The organism is Shinella sp. R2-11 (assembly GCF_055330205.1).
In genome coordinates this window covers 18,316-38,909 of sequence record NZ_JBVAPC010000011.1, presented here as the reverse complement: position 1 = coordinate 38,909, position 20,594 = coordinate 18,316, and the positions used below count along the sequence as shown (strand labels likewise).

The following is a 20,594-nucleotide window of genomic DNA, read 5'->3' as shown; positions in this document are numbered from 1 at the left end:
TCCATGAGCACTTCCGGCGTCCGCGTCCGCATCGCACCCTCCCCGACCGGCGAGCCGCATGTCGGCACCGCCTATATCGCGCTGTTCAACTACCTCTTTGCGAAAAAGAACAACGGCACCTTCATCCTGCGCATCGAGGACACGGACGCCACGCGCTCGACGCCGGAATTCGAGCAGAAGGTGCTGGACGCGCTGAAATGGTGCGGCCTCGAATGGTCGGAAGGCCCGGACATCGGCGGCCCCTACGGCCCCTACCGCCAGTCCGACCGCAAGGACATCTACCGTCCTTACGTCGACCAGATCGTCGCGAACGGCCATGGCTTCAAGTGTTTCTGCACGCCCGAGCGGCTGGAGAAGATGCGCGAGGAACAGCGCGCCGCCGGCAAGCCGCCGAAATACGACGGCCTCTGCCTCCACCTGACCGCCGAGGAAGTGACGCGGCGCGTCGAGGCCGGCGAGCCGCATGTCGTGCGCATGAAGATCCCGACCGAGGGCTCGTGCAAGTTCGTCGACGGCGTCTACGGCCCGGTCGAGATCCCGTGGGAAGCCGTCGACATGCAGGTCCTGCTCAAGGCCGACGGCATGCCGACCTACCACATGGCGAATGTGGTGGACGACCACCTGATGAAGATCACCCATGTGGCGCGCGGCGAGGAATGGCTCGCCTCGGTTCCGAAGCACATCCTCATCTATCAATATCTCGGTCTCGAGCCGCCGGTCTTCATGCACCTGTCGCTGATGCGCAATCACGACAAGTCGAAGCTCTCCAAGCGCAAGAACCCGACCTCGATCTCCTATTACTCGGCGCTCGGCTATCTGCCGGAAGCGCTGATGAACTTCCTCGGTCTGTTCTTCATCCAGATCTCCGAGGGCGAAGAGCTGCTGACCATGGATCAGCTCGCCGAAAAGTTCGACCCGGAGAACCTCTCCAAGGCCGGCGCGATCTTCGACATCCAGAAGCTCGACTGGCTGAACGGCCGCTGGCTGCGCGAACAGCTTTCGGAAGAGGATTTCACGCAGCGCGTTCTGGAATGGGCGATGGAGAACAACCGCATCCGCGAGGGTCTCAAGCTCTCGCAGTCGCGCATCTCCAAGCTCGGCGAACTGCCGGACCTCGCCGGCTTCCTGCTGAAGTCGGACCTCGGCCTGACGCCGGAATCCTTCGCCAAGGTGAAGTCGACGCCGGAAGAAATCCTCGAAGTGCTGAACCAGGTGCAGCCGGACCTCGAAAAGATGCCGGAATGGACCGTCGAGAGCATCGAGGCGGAACTGCGCTTGAGCGCCGACCGACTCGGCAAGAAGCTCAAGGTCGTGGTGGCCCCGCTCTTCGTCGCCGTTTCCGGCTCGTCGCGCTCGCTGCCGCTCTTCGATAGCATGGCCATCCTCGGCCGCTCCGTCGTGCGCCAGCGCCTGAAGGTCGCCGCGCAGGTGGTGGCCTCGATGGTGGGCAGCGGAAAGTAAGGGGTTTCCCCCTCATCCGCCTGCCGGCACCTTCTCCCCGCGGGGAGAAGGGAATGCGGCGCCCGCAACACACTCCAGTTCCCTCCCCTCGGGGAGAAGGCCAGGGTGAGGGGGCAGCGGGCACCAGTTTGCAATTAATTGCGCGGCGAGAGCCGCAACAGGGTTCGAAAAGATGACCGACACGAAGACAGACACCGCCCTTTCCTCCGACCCGACGGAAGTCCGCCGCCAGAAGCTCGGCCAGCTCCGCGAGACGCTCAGTGACGTCTATCCGGCGCATTTCCACCGGACGATGACCAATGCGGAGCTTGCGGAAAAATACGAGGGCCTGGAACCCGACACGGAGAGCGGCGATGTCGTGACCGTCGCCGGCCGCGTCTATTCCTCGCGCAATTCCGGCATGTTCATGGATATCCATGACGCCTCGGGCAAGATCCAGATCTTCTCCCATAAGGACACGACGCCGGAAGAGGCGCGCGCCCTGCTGCCGATGATCGATATCGGCGACATCATCGGCGTCACCGGCGTCGTCCGCCGCACCAAGCGCGGCGAGCTGACGATCAACGCGCAGGAGATCGTCATGCTGACGAAGACCCTGCTGCCGATGCCCGAGAAGTGGCATGGCGTTGCCGATGTCGAGATTCGCTACCGCAAGCGCCATCTCGACATCATGACCAACGAGGAATCCAAGCTCCGCTTCCAGCAGCGTTCGAAGATCGTCTCCGGCATCCGCCGCTTCATGGAGAACGACGGCTTCATGGAAGTCGAGACGCCCATGCTGCATTCGGTCTATGGCGGCGCGACGGCCGAGCCCTTCAAAACGCACCACAACACGCTGAAGCTCGACATGTACCTGCGCATCGCGCCGGAACTGTTCCTCAAGCGCACGCTGGTCTCCGGCCTCACCGACAAGGTGTTCGAGATCAACCGCAACTTCCGCAACGAGGGCGTGTCGACCCGGCACAATCCCGAATTCACCATGATGGAATGCTACTGGGCCTATGCCGACTACGAGGACATCATGGACCTCGTGGAGCGCCTCTTCGCCGAGCTGGCGGTAAAAATCCACGGCTCGACCGAATTCGCCTATGGCGACAAGGAACTCTCCTTCAAGGGCCCGTTCAGGCGCGTGCCGATGCCTGATGCCGTCAGGCAAGCGACCGGCATCGACTTCCTCGCCATCAAGACGGACGAGGAAGCCCGCACCGCCGCGAAGGCCGCCGGCTTCGAGATCGAGAAGGACTGGACCTGGGGCGAATGCCTTGCCTTCATCTTCGAGGAGAAGGTCGAGCCGACGCTGATCCAGCCGAGCCACGTCACGCATTTCCCGAAGGACATCTCGCCCTTCGCCAAGGAAGTGCCGGGCGAGCCGCGCCTCGTCGAGCGTTTCGAGACCTATTGCAACACCTGGGAACTCGGCAACGCCTTCTCCGAGCTCAACGACCCGGAAGAGCAGCGCGCCCGCATGGTCGAGCAGCTCGAACAGGCCCACGCCCGCGGCGAGAAGGCCAAGCAGCTCGATGACGAATTCCTCGACGCCATCGACCAGGGCATGCCGCCCGCAGGCGGCCTCGGCATCGGCGTCGACCGCCTGATCATGCTCTTGACGAACGCCCCGTCGATCCGCGACGTCATCCTCTTCCCGGCACGCCGGGCGAAGGCGGACTGAGGGGCAAGACCCCTCCCTAAATCCCTCCCCACAAGGGGAGGGACTTACCGTGCCGCTCCGTTGGCATTTCATTTTGAACGGTGAGCAGGCCTCCTGCTCTCTCCCCCCTGTGGGGGAGATGCCGGCAGGCAGAGGGGGTGGCCCCGCGCAGCAGGGGCGTTACACGGGAAGACCCCTCCCTAAATCCCTCCCCACAATGGGGAGGGACTTAATGCGCCGCGCCCTCTGCGGTCGATTTGGAATGGTGGGCAAGCCTCCTCTTTCTCCCCCCTTGTGGGGAGGTGCCGGCAGGCGGAGGGGGGCTCACGCCTCGATGGAGACATCCCCGATAGGCCGCGAGCAGCAGGCGAGGATATAGCCTTCCTCGATCTCGTCATCGAGAATGCCACCATTGTGGCGCATGTCGACTTCGCCCGAGACCTTCATGACGCGGCAGGTGCCGCACAGGCCGCCCTCGCAGGCCGCGCCGATGCGCACGCCCGCCGCGCGGGCCGTCTGCAGGATCGTCTGGCCGGGCGGGCACTTGGCTTCCTTGCCGGCCATGGTGAAGGTGACGGTGGCGACTGCATCGGCATCCACCTCCGCCTCGCCCGCGCCGGCACGGATGGCGATCTCTTCCGGGGCGGGCGCGGCGGCCGGCTGGAAGCTCTCCTCGTGGTAGCGCTCCATGTCGAAGCCGCAGACCTTCAGCATGTCGCGCACGCCGCGCATGAAGGGCTCCGGCCCGCAGCAGAAGATGGTGCGCTCGCGGAAATCGGGCGCCATCAGCGTCAGCCGCGCCGCGTCGATGCGGCCGCGCAGCCCATGCCAGCCGTCGCGCGGGTTGTGCCCCTCGACGACGAAGCCGAGCGAAAGCTGCGGCATGTGCGCGGCGATGCATTCCAGCTCCGCCTTGAAGAGCAGGTCCTCCGGCTGGCGCGCGCAGGTGACGAAGGCCACGTCGGATTGCGGCGCGCAATCGGCCATCCAGCGCGTCATCGACATCATCGGCGTGATGCCGGAACCGGCGGAGATGAAGAGGTATTTCTCGCCCGGATGGCGCACGAAGGAGAAGTCGCCGAGCGGCCCGAAGGCCTTCAGCTTCACGCCGGGGCGCAGGTTCTCGAACATCCAGCGCGTGCCGATCGAGTTCTTCTGCGCCTTCACCGTCACGGAGACGGCATAGGGGCGAGAGGGCGTCGAGGACAGCGTGTAGGTCCGCATCACCGGCTCGTCTTCCGAAACCGGCAATTCGAGCGTGACGAACTGGCCCGGCAGGTACCGGAACCAGTTGTCGCGATCGGAGCGGAAGGTGAACGTCATCACGTCCGCCGTCTCCACCGTGGCGGCGATGCATTCCAGCAGGTTCTGCCGGTCGTTCCACGGATGGAGTTCGTCGAAGTGGCGGAAGTGGCTGGCACTCATGTCATGCTACCCGCGAGAGCGTCTGCTTGGAGCCGTCGAGCCGGTCGACCATGAAGTTCGAATACCATTCGACGAACTGCATGACGCCGCCTTCGTCGACGGGCGAGTACGGGCCGGGCTCGTAGGCCGGGGAGCGGATGCCGAAGGCGTTTTCCTCGACGATCCGGCGGTCCTGGTCATTAGTCTCGGTCCAGACATGGGTGAGCTCGTCGAGACGGTAGTCGACGCCCTCCACCGCATCCTTGTTGACAAGCCACTTGGTCGTGACCTGGGTCAGCTCGGGGCCGAGCGGCAGCACGCGGAAGGTGATGGCATGGTCGGCCAGAACGTGGTTCCACGTCGTGGGGTAGTGGAAGAGCAGCAACGCGCCGATATGGTTTTCCAGCACGTCGTTGGAGAGCGGGCGCTGCACGGCGCGGGCGCCGGACATGGTGTAGCTCTCGGCGTCCTGGATCAGCGGCATGCGTGCGGCGCGGAACTGGCCGGTCGGCGACATGCGGAACTGGCTCGGCAGGCCGGCGGCCTCGCACTTGGCCCAGTGGCCGGAGATTTCCGGATCGTCCTGCGCACCCTGCACGCCGGTCGCGCTCGGCGCTTCCGGATAGGTGCGGCAGAGCTCGGGATGGTTCGCCGCGCAATGGTAGCACTCGCGGTTGTTTTCCCAGACGAGCTTCCAGTTGCCCTTCTCGACGATGGTGCTTTCGAAGGCGACCTTGGTCTCGCCGAGGCGATGGCGGGCGATGTAGGGCTCGACGAGCGAAACGAAGGGTGCGAAGTCCGGCGCGTCCTCGGCGAGACAGATGAAGATGTAGCCGCCGACCGTCTGGCAATGGACCGGCTTCAGGCCATGCTCGCTCTTGTCGAAGGTCTCGTCCATATGGCGGGCGAAGAGCAGGGAACCGTCGAGTTCGTAGGTCCACTGGTGATAGGGACAGACGAGCTTGGCGGCGCTGCCCCTGTGCTGCGTGCAGACGCGCGAGCCGCGGTGGCGGCAGGAATTGTGCAGCGCGCGCACGGTGCCCGAGCGGTCCCGGGTGATGACGACGGGATAGTCGCCGATCTGCACGGTGAAATAGTTGCCGGCCTTCGGGATCTCGCAATCGTGGCCGACGAACAGCCAGTCGCGGTACCAGATCGTCTCCAGGTCGAGCTTGTAGTAATCGGGGTCGGTGTAGAAGGCCTGCTCGAGGCTGTAGCCTTCGCGCCGGTTCTTGAGCTTGCGGAGCACGTCGCTGCGAATGTCCATGCCGGGATCCTCAGATATCCAAATTCGCCGAGGCGTACGGAAGGAGACGGCCCCCGGGACCAAGCCCGGAACTGCACGCTTCCCGGCCGCCCGCCGCAGCCGTCACGATCGTTCCTCCAGGCTGGTTTCCGGGCTGAGGAGCGTCCCTCCTGGGACTGTCGCGGCGCCTTCCGGATCCTTCCTCCGTCGGGCTTTCCGCGCCTCCAACACCGTTGCGGGGGCAGCGCCGGATTTCAACCGGCTTCCCAATTTTCGCGCCCTCTGCCGAGGGTGACGCCTTGAGTGAACCTATCTAAGCGCAAGAGCGCCCGCACGGCATGCCGGAAAACGACACGGCCTCTTGATTTGACGACAGGTCACAGCCAGGGAGGTCGGCACCCGCGGCCTCTGTTTTACCTGATATCTCATATGGATAGGCTTCAAATCCGCGGGCGTTTCCCGCGCTTTCGGCCCATCGGCGCCGCAGCGGCGGCCCTTGTCATATTGCGACCATATTCCTTACGGGTTTGCGACGTCGCGGAATGAAAGAAATACTTAACGACGTTTCCATAAACTTTTGCCGGACAGGACGCGTGGATGGAGTACCCGAGGCGTGCAGCAGACGAAATTCCGGTACTACGACGCCGTCGCCTTCAAGCGGGCCAATCCGCCCCGATCCGCCGTGCATACGGAGTTCCTGCGCACCGGCCGCATCGACCGGAGCATCGCCTGGAGCCCGAGCGAGAAGCGCTATCTCAGCTATGAGGAAGTGGCCGAGCGCACCGGCCGCAAGCTGGAACGCGCCGGCGACATCACCCATGAGCGCATCAACGGCTTCCACCGATCGATCCGCTTTCCCAAGCTGGTCTTCCACCGCACGCTCGCCGAGACGCCGCATCTCGGCTATTGCCATATCACCGTCGCCAACAGCCGCTTCGCGGAATTCGAAAATGTGCAATGGGCCTTCTACATGGCCAATTTCCTGGCCGAGATCGGCGACGAGGAACAGTTCTTCGCCGGCATCTCGCGCAAGCCCGGACGCATGTATTTCGCCGTCGCCATCGCGCCGGCCGAGGAGGAAGGCCGCCTCAGGATCGACCGCACGGTGCGCGGCAACGGCGTGATCTTCCGCACGGACGATCCGAAGCTGGCGATGAAGAACGTGCTGATGCTCGGCGCGAACGACGAGGCGCTGCGCAAGGTCATCCAAGCCCTATAGCCTGTTCACGACGCCCGGTAGAGCATCCATTCCTTGCCGGCCGGCACCTCGTCGCCGCGGCCGTAGACGACCGTCTGGTCGCCGCCCGCCGCCTTCGCCTCGGCAAGCGCCCGCTCGCAGGCGGATGTCAGGTCGAGCGCGCTTTCCGCCCGGTCCGACATGCAAAGGCCCGTCGACAGCGTGAGGTTGCCGAGATTGCGCCCGGTGCGCGGGTCGCGCAGCGCCACGGTCTGGAAGGCCGCGCGCAGGAGATCGACGAGCCGCGTCGCCTCCCCCTCGTCCGCCGTCTGGAAGAGGAAGCCGAAGCGCAGGCCGTCGAAGCGCACGGCAAGGTCGCTTGCCGGGAAGGCCTGACGGATGAGCCCGCCGTAGAAGGTCACGAGATGGTCCGAGAGCGCCTCTATCTGGCCGGGCGTGAAGCGGCGCTCGGCATCGACCTCGGCGATCGCCACGCCGCAGAGCATGGGCAGCTCCGGATTGGCATAGACGCGGGCGAGCGCCTTGTTGAAGGCGCGGCGGTTGCCGAGCTTCGTCGGCGGATCGACGAACTTCATCGCCTCGAATTCCGCCATCTCCTTCTGGATGCTGTCCATCGCCGCCGATTGCGCGGCGACCTTCTCCGCCATTTCCGCCGTATGGCTGACGCGCAGCTCCGTCGCCCGCTGGAGGGCTTCGAGCGAGCTGCCGAGCGCGCCCTCGCCAAGGCCGCCGGCATTGCGGATGACCTGCGAGGCCTCGCCGATCAGGCGGCCATAGTCGTTGAGCGAGGACCGTTCTTGGCTGAGCAGGTCCATGAAGTTGCTCATCTCGTTGCTGATGGCGCCCGCCGAGCGCTGCAGCACGCTCGCCTCGTGCTGGTGCGGCAGGTACTTGCGGCCGAGCTCGTCGAGCGCCGCCTGGGTCTTGTACTTGCCGAGCGCGATGAAATCGCGCACGAGATCCGGGTTGCTGCCGGCATAGGCCTCATAGACCAGCTCGTAGTTGCGCGGCAGGCCGTCGATGCCCATCTGCTTCATCGCCGCTGCGATCCTGAGCGTGATATCGGTCGTCGAGGATTTCTTCTGAGCCATGGGACGGGAACCTGCCTGCGGGAATTGTCATCCTTCCATAACAGGCGCCTCTTTCGACCGCTCTAATCCGGTCGCTCGAATTTTAGGCAAGCGCTTCGGCCTTGGCATTCCCGGCCAAAGCCCTGTAAAGGAAGCCGAAAGCGACGGAAGGACGAGATGGCGGACATCGTTGACACGCGAACGGATGCGGAGACGGCGCTGGCGCGCGCCGTGGAAACCCTCGGGCGGGGTGTTCCCGTCGCCATTCCGACGGAAACCGTCTACGGCCTTGCCGCCGACGCCACCAATCCGCAGGCGATCACCCGCATCTATGAAATGAAGGGCCGCCCGCGCTTCAACCCGCTGATCTGCCACATGGCCGATCTTGCCATGGCGGAGCGGCACGCGGTCTTCGACCCGCTGTCGCGCCGCCTCGCCGAAGCCTTCTGGCCCGGCCCGCTGACGCTGGTCGTGCCCATCCGGCCCGAAAGCCCCATCCATCCGCTGGCCCGCGCCGGGCTCGACACGGTCGGCATCCGCGTGCCGACCGGCATTGCCAGCCGCCTGCTCGCCGCCTTCGGCCGGCCGCTCGCCGCCCCGAGCGCCAACACCTCCGGTCGCATCAGCCCGACCACCGCCCGCCACGTCGCCGACGATTTCGGCGAACGGCTGGAACTGGTACTCGACGGCGGCGCGGCGAAAGTCGGCCTCGAATCCACCATCCTCAAGGTCGAGGGCGAGACGATCCGGCTGCTGCGGCCCGGCGGGCTCGACGCCGCCGAGATCGAGCGCGTCATCGGCCGCCCCGTCACCCGCAACGACACGGCCGGCGCGACGATCGTGGCCCCCGGCATGCTCGCCTCGCATTATGCGCCCGATGCGCCGGTGCGGCTCGATGCGAGCGATGTGAAACCCGGCGAGGTGCTCATCCGTTTCGGCGGCAAGGCGCTTGCGGGCGAGGCCGAAGCCGCGCTGGTGCTCGACCTCAGCCCCGCAGGCGACCTTGCCGAAGCCGCCGCCAACCTCTTCGGCTACATGAAGAAGGCCGATGCCGTGGGCGCGCGCTCCATCGCCTTCTCGCCGATCCCGGCGACCGGCCTCGGCGAAGCGATCAACGACCGCCTTCAGCGCGCGGCCGCCCCGAGAAGCTGAGAGGAACAGATGGTCCAGGCAAAGCTCTCCCCCGATCTCATCGCCCGCTTCGCGGACATCACCGGCCCCGGCTATGCGCTCTCCGACGACAGGGACATCGCCCCCTATCTCGTCGAAAGCCGCGGGCTCTATCACGGCACGTCGCCGCTGGTGCTGCGGCCGGGCTCGGTGCGGGAAGTCTCGGCGATCCTGGCGCTCGCCACGGAAACGCGCACCGCCATCGTGCCGCAGGGCGGCAATACCGGCCATGTCGGCGGCAGCGTGCCCCGTGAGGGCGCGGCGGATGTCGTGCTTTCCCTCTCCCGCCTCAACCGCATCCGCGACGTCGATCCGGTCGGCAACGTGATCGTCGCGGACGGCGGCTGCGTGCTGGCGGAGATCCACAAGGCGGCCGAGGCGGTCGACCGGCTCTTCCCGCTGTCGCTCGGCTCGGAGGGCTCCTGCCAGATCGGCGGCAACCTCTCCACCAATGCCGGCGGCACCGCCGTGCTCGCCTATGGCAACATGCGTAATCTCTGCCTCGGCCTGGAGGTCGTGCTGCCGACCGGCGAGGTCTGGAACGGCCTTCGCCGGCTGAAGAAGGACAATACCGGCTACGACCTGCGCGACCTCTTCATCGGCGCGGAAGGCACGCTCGGCGTCATCACCGGCGCGGTGCTGAGGCTCTTCCCCCGCCCGCTCGGCCACGAGGTCGCCTTTGCCGGCCTGAGGTCGGTGAAGGACGCGCTCGCCCTTTTCGAACGTGCTTCCAGCCGCTGCGGCACGGCGCTCACCGGCTTCGAGCTGATGCCGCGCCTCGGCGTCGATTTCACCACGCGGCACATTCAAGGCGTGCGCGATCCGCTCGCAACGCGGCACGACTGGTACGTTCTGATCGACATCTCGACCTCCGACGCCGCCGAAACGGCGACGCGCATGATGGAGGCGCTGCTGGCCGAAGGCATCGAGGCGGGGCTGGTGGAGAATGCCGTGATCGCTTCAAGCGGGGAACAGCGCAAGGCCCTGTGGCACATGCGCGAGAGCATGTCGCCGGCGCAGAAGCCCGAGGGCGGCTCGATCAAGCACGACGTTTCCGTGCCGGTCTCCTCCATCCCGGATTTCATGGCGGAGGCGGATGCGGCGGTGATGGCGGCGATCCCCGGCGCGCGCATCTGCTCCTTCGGCCACATGGGCGACGGCAACATCCACTACAACATCTCCCAGCCCGTCGACGCCGACAGAGAGGCCTTCCTCGACCGCTGGCGCGAGATCAATCATCTCGTCCACGGCATCGTGCTGAAATATCACGGCTCGATTTCCGCCGAGCACGGCATCGGCCAGTTGAAGCGCGACGAGCTTGCCGCCGTGCGCGAACCGATCGAGATGGACCTGATGCGAAGGCTCAAGCACGCCTTCGACCCCGCCGGCATCATGAATCCCGGCAAGGTCGTGGCCGGCTGATCAGGCGCCGCCCGTGCGCAGCTGCGCCAGCGACATCATGAGATCGGCGCTGATGCCGGAGGAACCGGAGCTGGTCAGCACCGAAAGGGCGGGATCGGTATTCGTCTGGTTGTCAAGGTCGTAGAGGACGGAGAACTTGACGATCATCTTGGAGACCGTTGCGGGATCCTGCAGGTCCTTGAGCTCCAGATGGCGCTTGATCATCTCCGCCTGCGCATCGATATCGGCGCTGCCGATCTCGTCGGGCAGTTGGTAGATCACCTTGAAGACCTCGAACAGCGCGTCGTCGGCGAGGATGTCGTAGGGGCTGGTGATCGTCTCGGCCTTGCGCTGGAAATAGAGCGCGAGGCGCACGCCCGCATTGTCGTCGCCGGCCTCTTCCTCCAGCATCTGCTGCACATGGCTGTCGATCGTCTCGTAGATGCCGCGGCGCGACTGGATCTCCGCGTCGTCCGGCTGCACGACCTTGCCCTCGGAATTGAAGTTGAACGAGGCGACGATCTTGCGATAGGCGCGGTCCGCCTGCTGGTTCGCGAAGCTCTTGGGGTCGTCGAGGTCGGAGGTGAAGATCTTCTGCATGAAGGCGGCGTCGACGCTTTCCGGGTCGATGCCGTTCGCCGTCAGCACGAAGGAGACGAGGCGGTCGTCGGCAAGGAAATCCTCGACGGACTCCACCTTCTGCATCTGCGTGGAGTAATATTTGGCCTCCTCCTCCGCCTTCTTCTTGTCATCGTCCGTTCCGAAACGGGATTTCACCGTCACATAGGCGCGGGACATGACGAGGATCTCGGCTTCCGACTGTGCCAGCTTCGGTGCGGCGATATTGCCGTCCGAACCGAAATTGAACGCCTTGGCAAGCTGGACGAAACGATCGTCCTTGAGCTGGTACACGTAGCTCTTGGGATCGTTGAGGTCGCTTTGCATCACCTTCTTGATGGTGAAGGCGGAAACCTTCGCCGGATCGATGCCGAAGGCCTTCAACGCAAAGTTATAGATGGAGGCTTCGCCGACGAAGTCCTGCACGGTCTTCACCGCGCCGATCTGGCTCTTGAACTGCTTGATGGCGGTCGCGTCGGCCTCGTCGTCCTTGTCGTTGTAATGGATCATGTAGGCGTTCGTGGCGGTGGCGGTCTGCGCTGCCGTCTGCGCGGTGTCGCCGGCGGCGAGCGTGCCGTCCTCCTGGAAGTTGAAGGCGGCGCGCAGCGCGACGTATTTCGCCTTGTCGGCGCCGCCGAACAGGTTGATGTAGCTGGTCGCGTTGTCCGGGTCGGGATCGCTGGTCAGGATATTGGCGATCGTGGAGCTGACGACGGACGCCTTGTTGAGGTCGAAGGCGACCTTGATGTAGTTCAGGAGGCGTGGGTCGCTGACGAGCTCGCTCGCCGTCGTCACGCTGCCGATGCGGCTTTCGAAATAGTCCTTGTTGATCAGCGCCGCCTCGGAGGTCACGCGCGGATTGGAGAGTGTGTAGAGCTGGTTCGTGGCCGCCTTCTGGTCCGCGTCCTGCACGGTGCCGGCCGTCGCCGTCCCGTCGCTGGCGAAATTGTAGGCTTCCGCCAGCGCGCGATATTTCTCGGCGGTGACGATGACGGCGCTCTGCCGGCTGATTTCCGCCTTGAGCTCGGCGATCCGCGCCTTGTTGGCGTCGTTGGAGGGAAGGGTCGCCAGCTCGCTGTTCGCAGCCTGGATCGCCGCCACGGCATCCGTCTCGCGGGCGCCGAACTCGGTGCTGAAGTAGCTGGCCGGATCGTCGGGATCGCTGCTGAGGACCCCGCGCACCACCTCCCGCGAATAGATGTTCGGATCGATGCCGAAGGCGGTGAACATGTAGTTGCGCAGGCGGTCGTTGTTGATGAGCTGGTCGGCGCTCGTCACCGTGTCGATGACGATATTGTAGTAGCGCGTCTCCTCCTTGATCGCCGCGCCGGCATTGGCGGCGGTGGCGGAATAGAGGCCGATGATGGAATCGAGCTGCGTTTCGGTCTGCGCCGTCGCGGTCGAGGGCGTGAAGCTGAAGGCGCTGGCGAAATCGCGGTAGCGCGTGTCCGTCAGCTTGTTGGCGAAGCTGTTGGCATCCGTCAGGTCGCTGTCCAGCACCTGGCGCATGAAGGCCTTCGCATAGGTCATCTCCTCCAGGCCATAGGCCTTCATGGCATAGGAATAGAGCCGGTAGTCGTCGAGGAATTCGTCGACCGAGGAAACCTTGCCGATATTCTCCCTGTAGTAATCGGCATCGCGCGCATTGGTCGCCTCCGCCGCGGTGCGGTTCAGCGACTTCAGCATGTCATTCGCGATGAGGTTGTAGCTCGTATAGGTCGACAGCATCGGGAAACCGTTCCTTCCAGTCACCGGCCGCGCGCGCAGGGGCCGATCGGCGCCATTGTCGCCCGCGAGGCTTGTCCCGGCCTGTCGGGCCATGGCTCGAATGCGCCCGCCCGCGTTCACCTCTCCTAAACCCTGACCCGTGCGGTTTTGCTAACCATCAGGAACTGCAAAGTTTTCTTAACCGCGATTTTTAAGCGGCATGGAAGGGGGCGCGCCTATTCTCCCCCTCAGAGGACGCAAAGTCCCGATGAGAAGACCGGACACCGGCTCTCAAGGAAAACAAGGGCGAAAGACATGCTGAATACCGTTTCCAAGCCGGCCTGGGCCGGCAGCACGCTCCGGCTCGATCCCAAGCGCTTCCCGCAGCAGGTGACCTTCGAGCTGCGCACCGAGGGAACCGACGCCACGATCACCCTCGACGAGCGCGGCGCCGTGCTGCGCAAGGTGCTTCCCGCCAGCGGCCTGCCGCTGTCCATCGCACTGCCGGCCCGCGCCTTCAAGGGCGTTGCCGCCCGCGCCATCGACCATGGCAACGGCGACGTGACCGTCACGCTCGAACTGCACCACGACGACCCGGATCTCTGCATCCCGCTTCTGGTGGCGCACGACCTCTGCGACATCGCCGCCGACTGGCGCAGCTGGGCCGAGGCCTACCGCATTCCCATGCTGATGGTGGAAGCCGACGGCATCGCCCGCCCGCTCGACGACAACCTGACGGTCGGCAGCCGCCCCGCAAGACCGCGCCGCCGCCATTCCTACTTCGCGGATCGCCGCCCCCGCTTCCTCGTGCGCCGCACGACCGGCAAGCTCGGCGTCCAGATGAAGATCGACGGCCGGGAGATCATCGCCCGCCGTTGAGCCTGCGATGACGATTTGACCTCCGGAAAGCCGGCCGTTCCCTGCGGCCGGCTTTTTCGCGTCCGGCTCAGGCGAAGGGAATGGCGACCGCCAGCGCGAGGAAGATGGCAAAGCCGACGACGTGGTTGAACTTGAACAGCGCGAGGCATTGCACCGGATCGTCGATATCGAGCGACCTGATCTGCCAAACGAGCATCAAAGCGGCGGCTGCAAGGCCGAGCCAGCCGATGACGCCGACGCCGGCCAGCCAGAAGGACAGCGCGATGAGCGCCACCGTCAGGCCGTAGAGGCCGATGAGCCATTGCCGGGTCTTGTCACCGAAGAGGCGGGCGGTGGAGCGGACGCCGATCAGCGCGTCGTCCTCCTTGTCCTGGTGGGCGTAGATCGTGTCGTAGCCGATGGTCCAGGCGATCGCGGCGATGTAGAGCGCGACGGGCGCGAGCGACAGCGTGCCGAAGACCGCCGCCCAGCCCATCAGCGCGCCCCAGGAAAAGGCCATGCCGAGGAAGAATTGCGGCCAGTCGGTGAAGCGCTTGGCGAAGGGATAGACCGCGACGATCAGCAGCGAGGCGACGCCGAGCCCGATGGAGAAGAGATTGAACTGCAGGAGGACGACAAGGCCGACGAGCGCCTGCAGCACGATGAAGACCTTCGCCTGGCGGCGCGTGACGCGGCCGGACGGCAGCGGGCGCGAGCGGGTGCGCGCCACCGCCTGGTCGATATCGTGATCGACGAGGTCGTTATAGGTGCAGCCTGCACCGCGCATGGCGACCGAGCCGATGAAGAACAGGAAGAGATGCGCGAGGAACCGCAGCCAGTCGAAGCTGCCGGCCGCCGCCGCGACATTGGCCGCCAGCGCCGCCGACCAGAAGCAGGGCCACATCAGGAGCTGCCAGCCGATCGGCCGGTCCCAGCGGGCAAGCTGCGCATAGGGCCAGGCCCCGCGCGGCAGGACGCGATAGACCCAGTTGTCGGAAGGCGCGTCGGAAACGCGGCCGGAATCGGAGGAGGTGCTGATCATGCACCTAGATCGCAAGCGGCCGCGCCCCGGTCAAGCCGGCACGCGGCCGCGGATGGGATTCAGCGCAGCGTGAAATCGAAGCGGTAGGTGGCCGCAACGCCGATCAGGAATTGATCGCGCTCGCCGCGCTGCCTGACGAGGCTCGAATCCGCCGCCGGGCCCATGAGGCGCTTGTACTCGGCGAAGGCGCTGGTCTCGATCTTCTCGTTGACCTGCCAGGTGATCGCCGCGCCCGCGCCGACCGACTGGATGCCGCCGCCCGGATCGTAGGCGGCAAGGCCGGAGGCCGCGACCTGGCCCGGCTTCACCCGGTAATAGGCGTCCATATAGTCGTTCGACGCGACGGTAAGGCGCGGACCGGCGGACAGGCGCACGTCCGGCGTGATATCGACGAAGGCGTCGGCCGCCACATCCGCCACGACGCCGTGGTGGCTGCGGATGCCGTGGCGCACCTCGCCGCGCACGCGCAGCCAGTCCGTCGGGTAAACTTCCGCGAACGCACCGAGTTCGCCGCCCAGCTTCACCGGCGTCAGGCCCCTGAGGTCGGCGCTGTCATCCTCGTCGCGCGGCATGACCAGCTTGCCGGTCGCCCCTGCGCGGAAAGCGCCGTTGTCGATCAGCGCGAAGGAGGGATTGTCGTTACGCGAGGAGAAGCGCACCGTGCTGCCGGCCTTGCCGAGCGAGATCAGCGGCGTGACCTGGAACAGATGGCCCTTGGCGCCCTCATAGCGCGGCGCGGCGAAGCCGGCGGCCCCCACCTTCAGATACCAGTCGCCGGACCAGAAGTGCTCGCCATCGCCTGCAAGGGCGGAAATAGGCGCAAGAAGAAGGGCGGCCGCAGTCATTGCGGCCGGGAAACGGATACTCAAGACACAATCCTCGCTTTGCCGGCGCACCCGCCGCGGGGCGCCGAAACCTTTGATTGCACGAACATTAGCCACGTTTCATTACCGATTCGCTAACCATTCGCCAGCTTTCGAAGGTGAAATGATTCGCTCAAATCTGCAGCACCGAACCAGAATTCCTCAGTCGCGCCGCAGAGGAAAAGGAGGCTACGATATTCACGAGCGCCGCGGCCCTTGACCTTTCGCCCCCGTCCCCTTAACCCGCCAGCAACAAGCATCAGGTCGAGGGTACGGGCATGAAGGTTCTGTTGATCGGATCGGGCGGACGCGAGCACGCCCTTGCCTGGAAGCTGGCGCAATCGCCCCTCCTCACCACGCTCTACGCCGCCCCCGGCAATCCCGGCATCGCCGAATGCGCGACGCTGGTCTCCCTCGATATCGAGGACCATGCGGCGGTCTCCGCCTTCTGCCGCGAGAACGGCGTCTCCTTCGTCGTCGTCGGCCCGGAAGCCCCGCTCGTCGCGGGTCTCGCCGACGTGCTGCGCGCGGGCGGCATCGACGTCTTCGGGCCCTCGGCGGCCGCCGCCCAGCTCGAAGGCTCCAAGGGCTTCACCAAGGACCTCTGCGCCAAATACGATATCCCGACCGGCGCCTACAGGCGCTTCACCGACGCCGCTTCCGCCAGGTCCTATATCGAGGCCGAGGGCGCGCCGATCGTCATCAAGGCGGACGGGCTTGCCGCCGGCAAGGGCGTGACCGTCGCCATGACGCTGCCCGAGGCGCTGGCGGCCGTCGACGACTGCTTCGACGGCGCTTTCGGCGCGGCCGGCGCGGAAGTCGTCGTGGAAGCCTTCCTCGACGGCGAGGAGGCGAGCTTCTTCTGCCTCTGCGACGGCGTGAACGCGCTGCCGCTCGCCTCCGCGCAGGACCACAAGCGCGTTGGCGACGGCGATACCGGCCCGAACACCGGCGGCATGGGCGCCTATTCGCCGGCCCCGGTGATGACGCCCGGCATGGTCGAGCGCACGATGAAGGAGATCATCGAGCCGACGATCCGCGGCATGGCGGCGGACGGCCATCCCTTCCAGGGCGTGCTCTTCGCCGGCCTGATGATCACCGCCAAGGGTCCCGAGCTGATCGAATACAATGTGCGCTTCGGCGATCCGGAGTGCCAGGTGCTGATGATGCGGCTCGAAAGCGATCTGCTGCCGATCCTCCACGCTGCCGCCATCGGTCGGCTCGACAAGGTCTCTGCCGAATGGCGCGACGATCCCGCGCTCACCGTCGTCATGGCCTCGAAGGGCTATCCGGGCGCCTACGAGAAGGCGACGCCGATCCTCTCGCTGCCGGCCGACGACGCCGCCACGAAGGTGTTCCATGCCGGCACAGCGCTGAAGGACGGCCAGCTCGTGGCGACCGGCGGGCGCGTGCTGAACGTCACCGCCGTCGCGCCGACGGTCGCCGAGGCGCAAAAGGTGGCATACGAGGCGCTCGACCGGGTAAAATGGGAAAACGGCTTCTGCCGGCGCGACATCGGCTGGCGCGCCGTTGCCCGCGAAAGGGCCTGACGGCGGCCGGCGAAAAACGCCGTTTCATCAAATTTTACCATTTCCCCTGACGGGCTCGTAACCGACGGGCGCTATTCTCCCCTCACCGATGAGGAGAACCGTCGATGCGTATCCTGTTGCCGACCCTTGCCTTCGCGCTTCTTGCCGCCCCGGCCTTCGCGGATTCGATCCGCCCCCTTGTGGGCGCCGTCTCGGCGGACAGCATCGAGACGATCCGATGCGGCGACTGCCCGGCGCTGAAGCCCAAGGTCAAGGCCGCGACCTATCATGTCGACGCCATCGCGCCCGGCACGCAGAAGATCGAGGTCCGCGAGGAGAACGGCGAGCGCAAGATCTTCCGCACGGAAGCCTGGATGGGCGGCTCGCCCGTCGTCTTCGTCAGCAAGGCGCCGGCCGAGGCCACGCAGGCCGCAAGCACGGATACTCCCGCCGAGGACAATGCGGTGACGGTGGACGCCGGCACCAGGACCGGCGCGCTCGACGAAGGCGCGGCGCGGCATGTGAAAACGGCCGCGATCGCCTCTTCACGCGAGTTTGATCCGGGAAAATTTGAACTCCGGCTTGATTGACCCCATATTATGGGAGCCCTGCCTCTCAGTCCCTCCAGGCTGACAGGAATCCGCGAAAGCGGACGTTTGCGCCCCTGACCTCAAGCAGGGGCGCACGCGTATCAGCGGCCCTCCCCCATATCGCTGACGAGCCGGTCGACCTCGCGGTCGGAATAGACGGCAATGCCGCTGCGCCGCAGGAGCGCCGCCGTCACGCCCTGTCCGACATGCCGGCTGCCGGAAAACGTGCCGTCATAGACGAAGCCGGAACCGCAGGACGGGCTTCCGTCGATCAGAAGCGCATGGCGGCAATCATTCCGCCGCGCGACATCGAGCGCGATGCGCGCGCCGTCGATATAGGCGGCGGACACGTCCCCGCCGGAAATCTCCAGCACCCGCGCCCGCCCGTCGAGCACGTCGTCGCCATCGAGCCCGTTCTCGATTTCCGCCGGCGGTCGAGGCACCTGGAAGCCGCCCGCAAGCTCCGGACACAGCGTCACCAGCCGCCCCTCCGCCATCCAGCGGTCGACGGCCGCATGGACGAGCGGCTTGGCCGATCCGTTGTAGCGGACCGGCAGACCGGCAAGACAGGCGCTGATGAGGATCCTGCCGGCCATCAGCGCCCGCCCCTTACCCCGTGATCCTGGAGAAATCCGCGACCGTGCCGGTCGCCGCGCGGATGGCAAAGAGCAGCGCGAGGCGGTTGGCGCGGATGGCCGGGTCGTCGTCGTTGACGAGGACGTCGTTGAAGAACTGGTCCACCGGTGCGCGGAGCATCGAGAGCGCTTCCATGGCCGAGCGGAAATCCTCCCTGGCGACGGCCGCGGCCGCATCCTTCGAGGCGGTTTCAACGGCAGCGTAAAGCACCTTCTCAGCGTCGAGCTTCAGAAGGTCGGCCGAGACGGCGCCCTCGACGACGGTGCCCTTCTTCTCCTCGGCGGCGAGAAGCTGCGTCGCGCGCTTGGTGCCGGCGAGGAGGTTCTGTCCATCCTCCGAGGTGATAAAGGCCGTCAGCGCCTCGACGCGGCGGGCGACCATCAGGAGATCGTCGGCCTCCGGCGTCAGCACGGCGTCGATGAGGTCGTGGCGCGCGCCCATGTCGCGCAGATAGACCTTCAGGCGATCATGGAAGAAGGCGAGAAGGTCCGGGTCCTTCGCGACGGAAAGGAGCGGCAGGCGGATGTTCTTTTCCAAGAGCATGCGGATGACGCCGAGCGCGGCGCGGCGCAGCGCATAGGGGTCCTTCGAGCCGGTCGGCTTCTCGTCGATGGCCCAGAAGCCGATCAGCGTGTCGAGCTTGTCGGCGAGCGCCACGGTGAGGCCCACCTTGCCGCCCGGCACGCGGTCGGAAGGGCCCTGCGGCTTGTAATGATCCTCGATGGCCTCGGCGACGGCGGCGTCCTCACCCTGCAGGAGCGCATATTTGCGGCCCATGATGCCCTGCAGTTCCGGGAATTCGCCGACGGCTTCGGTGCGCAGGTCCGCCTTCGCGAGCACCACGGCGCGGTCGACGAGGGCGGCATCGGCGCCCGTGACCTTGGCGAGTTCGGCGGCAAGCGTGCGGATGCGCGAAACGCGCTCACCCTGCGTGCCGAGCTTGGCATGGAAGGTGACGTTGAGCGCGTCGAGCTTGGCCATGCGCTGGTCGAGCGGCTTTTTGAGGTCGAGGCCGAACGTCTCGGCCGATGCCTTCAGCGTGTCGAGGTCGGGCAGGTCGTGCTGGTCGCGCAGCCAGAAGTGCTTGGCGTCCGAAAGGCGCGCGCGCACCACCTTGCCGTTGCCATGCACGATCTCCTTGCCACCATCCTTCGCCTCGATGTTCGAGATCAGGATGAAGTGGTTGGAAAGCGTATCGGCGCCCGGCTTGCGGGTGACGAAGCATTTCTGGTTGGTCTTGATGGTGAGGCGGATGATCTCGGAGGGGATCGCCAGGAACTCCTCGTCGAACGTGCCCATCAGCACCTGAGGCCATTCGACGAGGCCGGAGACCTCTTCCAGCAGGGCCTCGTCCTCGACCAGTTCGAGGCCGCTGGCGAAGGCGATGTTGTTGGCATCCGTCGCAATGATCTGCTTGCGGCGCTCGGCATCGAGCACGACCTTCGCCTTCTCCAGATTGGCGACATAGTCCTCGAAGCGGCGCACGGTGATGGCCTCGGGCGCATGGAAGCGGTGGCCGTAGGTGACGTTCCCGGCAGTAAGCCCGTCGACCTCGAAGGGCACGACGCGCGTCTCCTCCGTCTCCGAGCCGAAGGTACAGACGATGGATTGCAGCGGACGCACCCAGCGCATCGCACCGGGCTTTGCGGAGGCCGCGCCCGAGCGCATCGACTTCGGCCAGGGGAAGTTGCGGATGATGCCCGGCATCACCTCGGCGATGATCTCGTCGGCCGGGCGGCCCGGCTTGACGATATGGGCGACGTAGAAATCGCCCTTCTTCGGATCGCTGTGGACATGCGCTTCGGAGATCGACGAGAGACCGGCGCCGCGCAGGAAACCTTCGATGGCCTTCTCGTTCGCATCCGTGCGCGGGCCCTTGCGCTCCTCGCGGATATCGGCCGAGCGGGCGTTGAGGCCGCGGATATCGAGCGTCAGGCGGCGCGGCGTCCAGTATTCGCGCGCGCCCTCGTAGGTCAGGCCCGCCTCGACGAGCGCGTCGGTGACGAGCTTCTTCAGGTCGCCGGCCGCCTTGCGCTGCATGCGGGCGGGGATTTCCTCGGAGCGGAGTTCAAGCAGGAGATCGGGCATGTCAACTTTCCTCACCCTCCCCTCTCGGGAAGGGTCGGCACGAGCGTGCCGGTATGGGGTGAAAA

General features: G+C 65.8%; 16 protein-coding genes and 1 riboswitch. Of the genes, 8 read left to right on the top strand and 8 right to left on the bottom strand.

The features are described 5' to 3' along the window. The first annotated feature begins 3 nt into the window (after positions 1-3). Together gltX and lysS are read left to right on the top strand one after the other, a co-directional pair. Positions 4-1,461, top strand: coding sequence for a glutamate--tRNA ligase (gltX, locus tag ACZ1A1_RS22535; RefSeq protein ID WP_463621678.1), 1,458 nt, complete (start codon positions 4-6; stop codon positions 1,459-1,461). A 172-nt stretch (positions 1,462-1,633) separates the two neighbouring features. Beyond that, on the top strand, positions 1,634-3,130 hold the full coding sequence (gene lysS, locus ACZ1A1_RS22530) for a lysine--tRNA ligase (RefSeq protein ID WP_463621677.1): 1,497 nt from the start codon (positions 1,634-1,636) through the stop codon (positions 3,128-3,130). A gap of 303 nt (positions 3,131-3,433) precedes the next feature. On the opposite strand, the gene ACZ1A1_RS22525 is transcribed toward lysS, so the two are convergent. Both ACZ1A1_RS22525 and ACZ1A1_RS22520 read right to left on the bottom strand, forming a co-directional pair. Beyond that, complete coding sequence (locus ACZ1A1_RS22525) at positions 3,434-4,534, bottom strand: FAD-binding oxidoreductase (RefSeq protein WP_313193213.1); 1,101 nt, start codon at positions 4,532-4,534, stop codon at positions 3,434-3,436. A gap of 1 nt (position 4,535) precedes the next feature. Continuing rightward, positions 4,536-5,780 carry an aromatic ring-hydroxylating oxygenase subunit alpha gene (locus tag ACZ1A1_RS22520; RefSeq protein ID WP_463621676.1) on the bottom strand — a complete coding sequence of 415 codons (1,245 nt, stop codon included), beginning with the start codon at positions 5,778-5,780 and terminating at the stop codon, positions 4,536-4,538. Between the two features lie 102 nt (positions 5,781-5,882). Then, positions 5,883-6,076: riboswitch (cobalamin riboswitch) on the bottom strand. A 296-nt stretch (positions 6,077-6,372) separates the two neighbouring features. On the opposite strand from ACZ1A1_RS22520, the gene ACZ1A1_RS22515 reads away from it, so the two are divergent. Beyond that, on the top strand, positions 6,373-6,978 hold the full coding sequence (locus ACZ1A1_RS22515) for a DUF6656 family protein (protein WP_313193215.1): 606 nt from the start codon (positions 6,373-6,375) through the stop codon (positions 6,976-6,978). Positions 6,979-6,983: 5 nt separating this feature from the next. Here the strand turns inward: ACZ1A1_RS22515 and ACZ1A1_RS22510 are convergent, their stop codons facing one another. Next, positions 6,984-8,048 (bottom strand): diguanylate cyclase domain-containing protein, encoded by a 1,065-nt coding sequence (locus ACZ1A1_RS22510; RefSeq protein ID WP_463621675.1) that lies wholly within the window; start codon positions 8,046-8,048, stop codon positions 6,984-6,986. Positions 8,049-8,204: 156 nt separating this feature from the next. Here ACZ1A1_RS22510 and ACZ1A1_RS22505 point away from each other — a divergent pair, with 156 nt between their 5' ends. Both ACZ1A1_RS22505 and ACZ1A1_RS22500 read left to right on the top strand, forming a co-directional pair. Beyond that, positions 8,205-9,179 carry an L-threonylcarbamoyladenylate synthase gene (locus ACZ1A1_RS22505; RefSeq protein WP_463621674.1) on the top strand — a complete coding sequence of 325 codons (975 nt, stop codon included), beginning with the start codon at positions 8,205-8,207 and terminating at the stop codon, positions 9,177-9,179. Positions 9,180-9,188: 9 nt separating this feature from the next. Further along, entirely contained in the window at positions 9,189-10,619 is a 1,431-nt protein-coding gene (locus tag ACZ1A1_RS22500) for an FAD-binding oxidoreductase (RefSeq protein ID WP_463621672.1), read from the top strand. On the opposite strand, the gene ACZ1A1_RS22495 is transcribed toward ACZ1A1_RS22500, so the two are convergent. After that, positions 10,620-12,944 (bottom strand): DUF1217 domain-containing protein, encoded by a 2,325-nt coding sequence (locus tag ACZ1A1_RS22495; protein WP_463621671.1) that lies wholly within the window; start codon positions 12,942-12,944, stop codon positions 10,620-10,622. Positions 12,945-13,238: 294 nt separating this feature from the next. On the opposite strand from ACZ1A1_RS22495, the gene ACZ1A1_RS22490 reads away from it, so the two are divergent. Further along, the gene (locus ACZ1A1_RS22490; protein ID WP_463621670.1) at positions 13,239-13,802 is read left to right on the top strand and encodes a DUF6101 family protein; all 564 of its coding nucleotides are present in this window, start codon (positions 13,239-13,241) and stop codon (positions 13,800-13,802) included. A 67-nt stretch (positions 13,803-13,869) separates the two neighbouring features. On the opposite strand, the gene ubiA is transcribed toward ACZ1A1_RS22490, so the two are convergent. Further along, on the bottom strand, positions 13,870-14,823 hold the full coding sequence (gene ubiA, locus ACZ1A1_RS22485) for a 4-hydroxybenzoate octaprenyltransferase (RefSeq protein ID WP_463621669.1): 954 nt from the start codon (positions 14,821-14,823) through the stop codon (positions 13,870-13,872). 59 nt (positions 14,824-14,882) lie between these two features. Continuing rightward, positions 14,883-15,668: a MipA/OmpV family protein gene (locus ACZ1A1_RS22480; RefSeq protein ID WP_463621734.1), complete on the bottom strand. Its 786-nt coding sequence runs from the start codon at positions 15,666-15,668 to the stop codon at positions 14,883-14,885. A gap of 296 nt (positions 15,669-15,964) precedes the next feature. Between ACZ1A1_RS22480 and purD the strand changes: the two genes are divergently transcribed. Then, entirely contained in the window at positions 15,965-17,236 is a 1,272-nt protein-coding gene (gene purD / locus ACZ1A1_RS22475; protein WP_463621668.1) for a phosphoribosylamine--glycine ligase, read from the top strand. Between the two features lie 104 nt (positions 17,237-17,340). After that, positions 17,341-17,805, top strand: a complete 465-nt coding sequence (locus ACZ1A1_RS22470) for a plant virulence effector HPE1-like domain-containing protein (protein WP_463621666.1) — start codon at positions 17,341-17,343, stop codon at positions 17,803-17,805. A 101-nt stretch (positions 17,806-17,906) separates the two neighbouring features. Here the strand turns inward: ACZ1A1_RS22470 and ACZ1A1_RS22465 are convergent, their stop codons facing one another. Together ACZ1A1_RS22465 and glyS are read right to left on the bottom strand one after the other, a co-directional pair. Next, entirely contained in the window at positions 17,907-18,401 is a 495-nt protein-coding gene (locus tag ACZ1A1_RS22465; protein WP_463621665.1) for a 2-thiouracil desulfurase family protein, read from the bottom strand. 13 nt (positions 18,402-18,414) lie between these two features. Next, complete coding sequence (glyS, locus tag ACZ1A1_RS22460) at positions 18,415-20,529, bottom strand: glycine--tRNA ligase subunit beta (protein WP_463621664.1); 2,115 nt, start codon at positions 20,527-20,529, stop codon at positions 18,415-18,417. Positions 20,530-20,594 lie beyond the last annotated feature (65 nt).

What these genes read in the sequence shown, in the direction of transcription:
- gltX (WP_463621678.1), top strand. Translation starts at nt 4, where the DNA reads ATGAGCACTTCCGGCGTCCGCGTCCGCATCGCACCCTCCCCGACCGGC.
- lysS (WP_463621677.1), top strand. Translation starts at nt 1,634, where the DNA reads ATGACCGACACGAAGACAGACACCGCCCTTTCCTCCGACCCGACGGAA.
- ACZ1A1_RS22525 (WP_313193213.1), bottom strand. Translation starts at nt 4,534, where the DNA reads ATGAGTGCCAGCCACTTCCGCCACTTCGACGAACTCCATCCGTGGAAC.
- ACZ1A1_RS22520 (WP_463621676.1), bottom strand. Translation starts at nt 5,780, where the DNA reads ATGGACATTCGCAGCGACGTGCTCCGCAAGCTCAAGAACCGGCGCGAA.
- ACZ1A1_RS22510 (WP_463621675.1), bottom strand. Translation starts at nt 8,048, where the DNA reads ATGGCTCAGAAGAAATCCTCGACGACCGATATCACGCTCAGGATCGCA.
- ACZ1A1_RS22505 (WP_463621674.1), top strand. Translation starts at nt 8,205, where the DNA reads ATGGCGGACATCGTTGACACGCGAACGGATGCGGAGACGGCGCTGGCG.
- ACZ1A1_RS22500 (WP_463621672.1), top strand. Translation starts at nt 9,189, where the DNA reads ATGGTCCAGGCAAAGCTCTCCCCCGATCTCATCGCCCGCTTCGCGGAC.
- ACZ1A1_RS22495 (WP_463621671.1), bottom strand. Translation starts at nt 12,944, where the DNA reads ATGCTGTCGACCTATACGAGCTACAACCTCATCGCGAATGACATGCTG.
- ACZ1A1_RS22490 (WP_463621670.1), top strand. Translation starts at nt 13,239, where the DNA reads ATGCTGAATACCGTTTCCAAGCCGGCCTGGGCCGGCAGCACGCTCCGG.
- ubiA (WP_463621669.1), bottom strand. Translation starts at nt 14,823, where the DNA reads ATGATCAGCACCTCCTCCGATTCCGGCCGCGTTTCCGACGCGCCTTCC.
- ACZ1A1_RS22480 (WP_463621734.1), bottom strand. Translation starts at nt 15,668, where the DNA reads ATGACTGCGGCCGCCCTTCTTCTTGCGCCTATTTCCGCCCTTGCAGGC.
- purD (WP_463621668.1), top strand. Translation starts at nt 15,965, where the DNA reads ATGAAGGTTCTGTTGATCGGATCGGGCGGACGCGAGCACGCCCTTGCC.
- ACZ1A1_RS22470 (WP_463621666.1), top strand. Translation starts at nt 17,341, where the DNA reads ATGCGTATCCTGTTGCCGACCCTTGCCTTCGCGCTTCTTGCCGCCCCG.
- ACZ1A1_RS22465 (WP_463621665.1), bottom strand. Translation starts at nt 18,401, where the DNA reads ATGGCCGGCAGGATCCTCATCAGCGCCTGTCTTGCCGGTCTGCCGGTC.
- glyS (WP_463621664.1), bottom strand. Translation starts at nt 20,529, where the DNA reads ATGCCCGATCTCCTGCTTGAACTCCGCTCCGAGGAAATCCCCGCCCGC.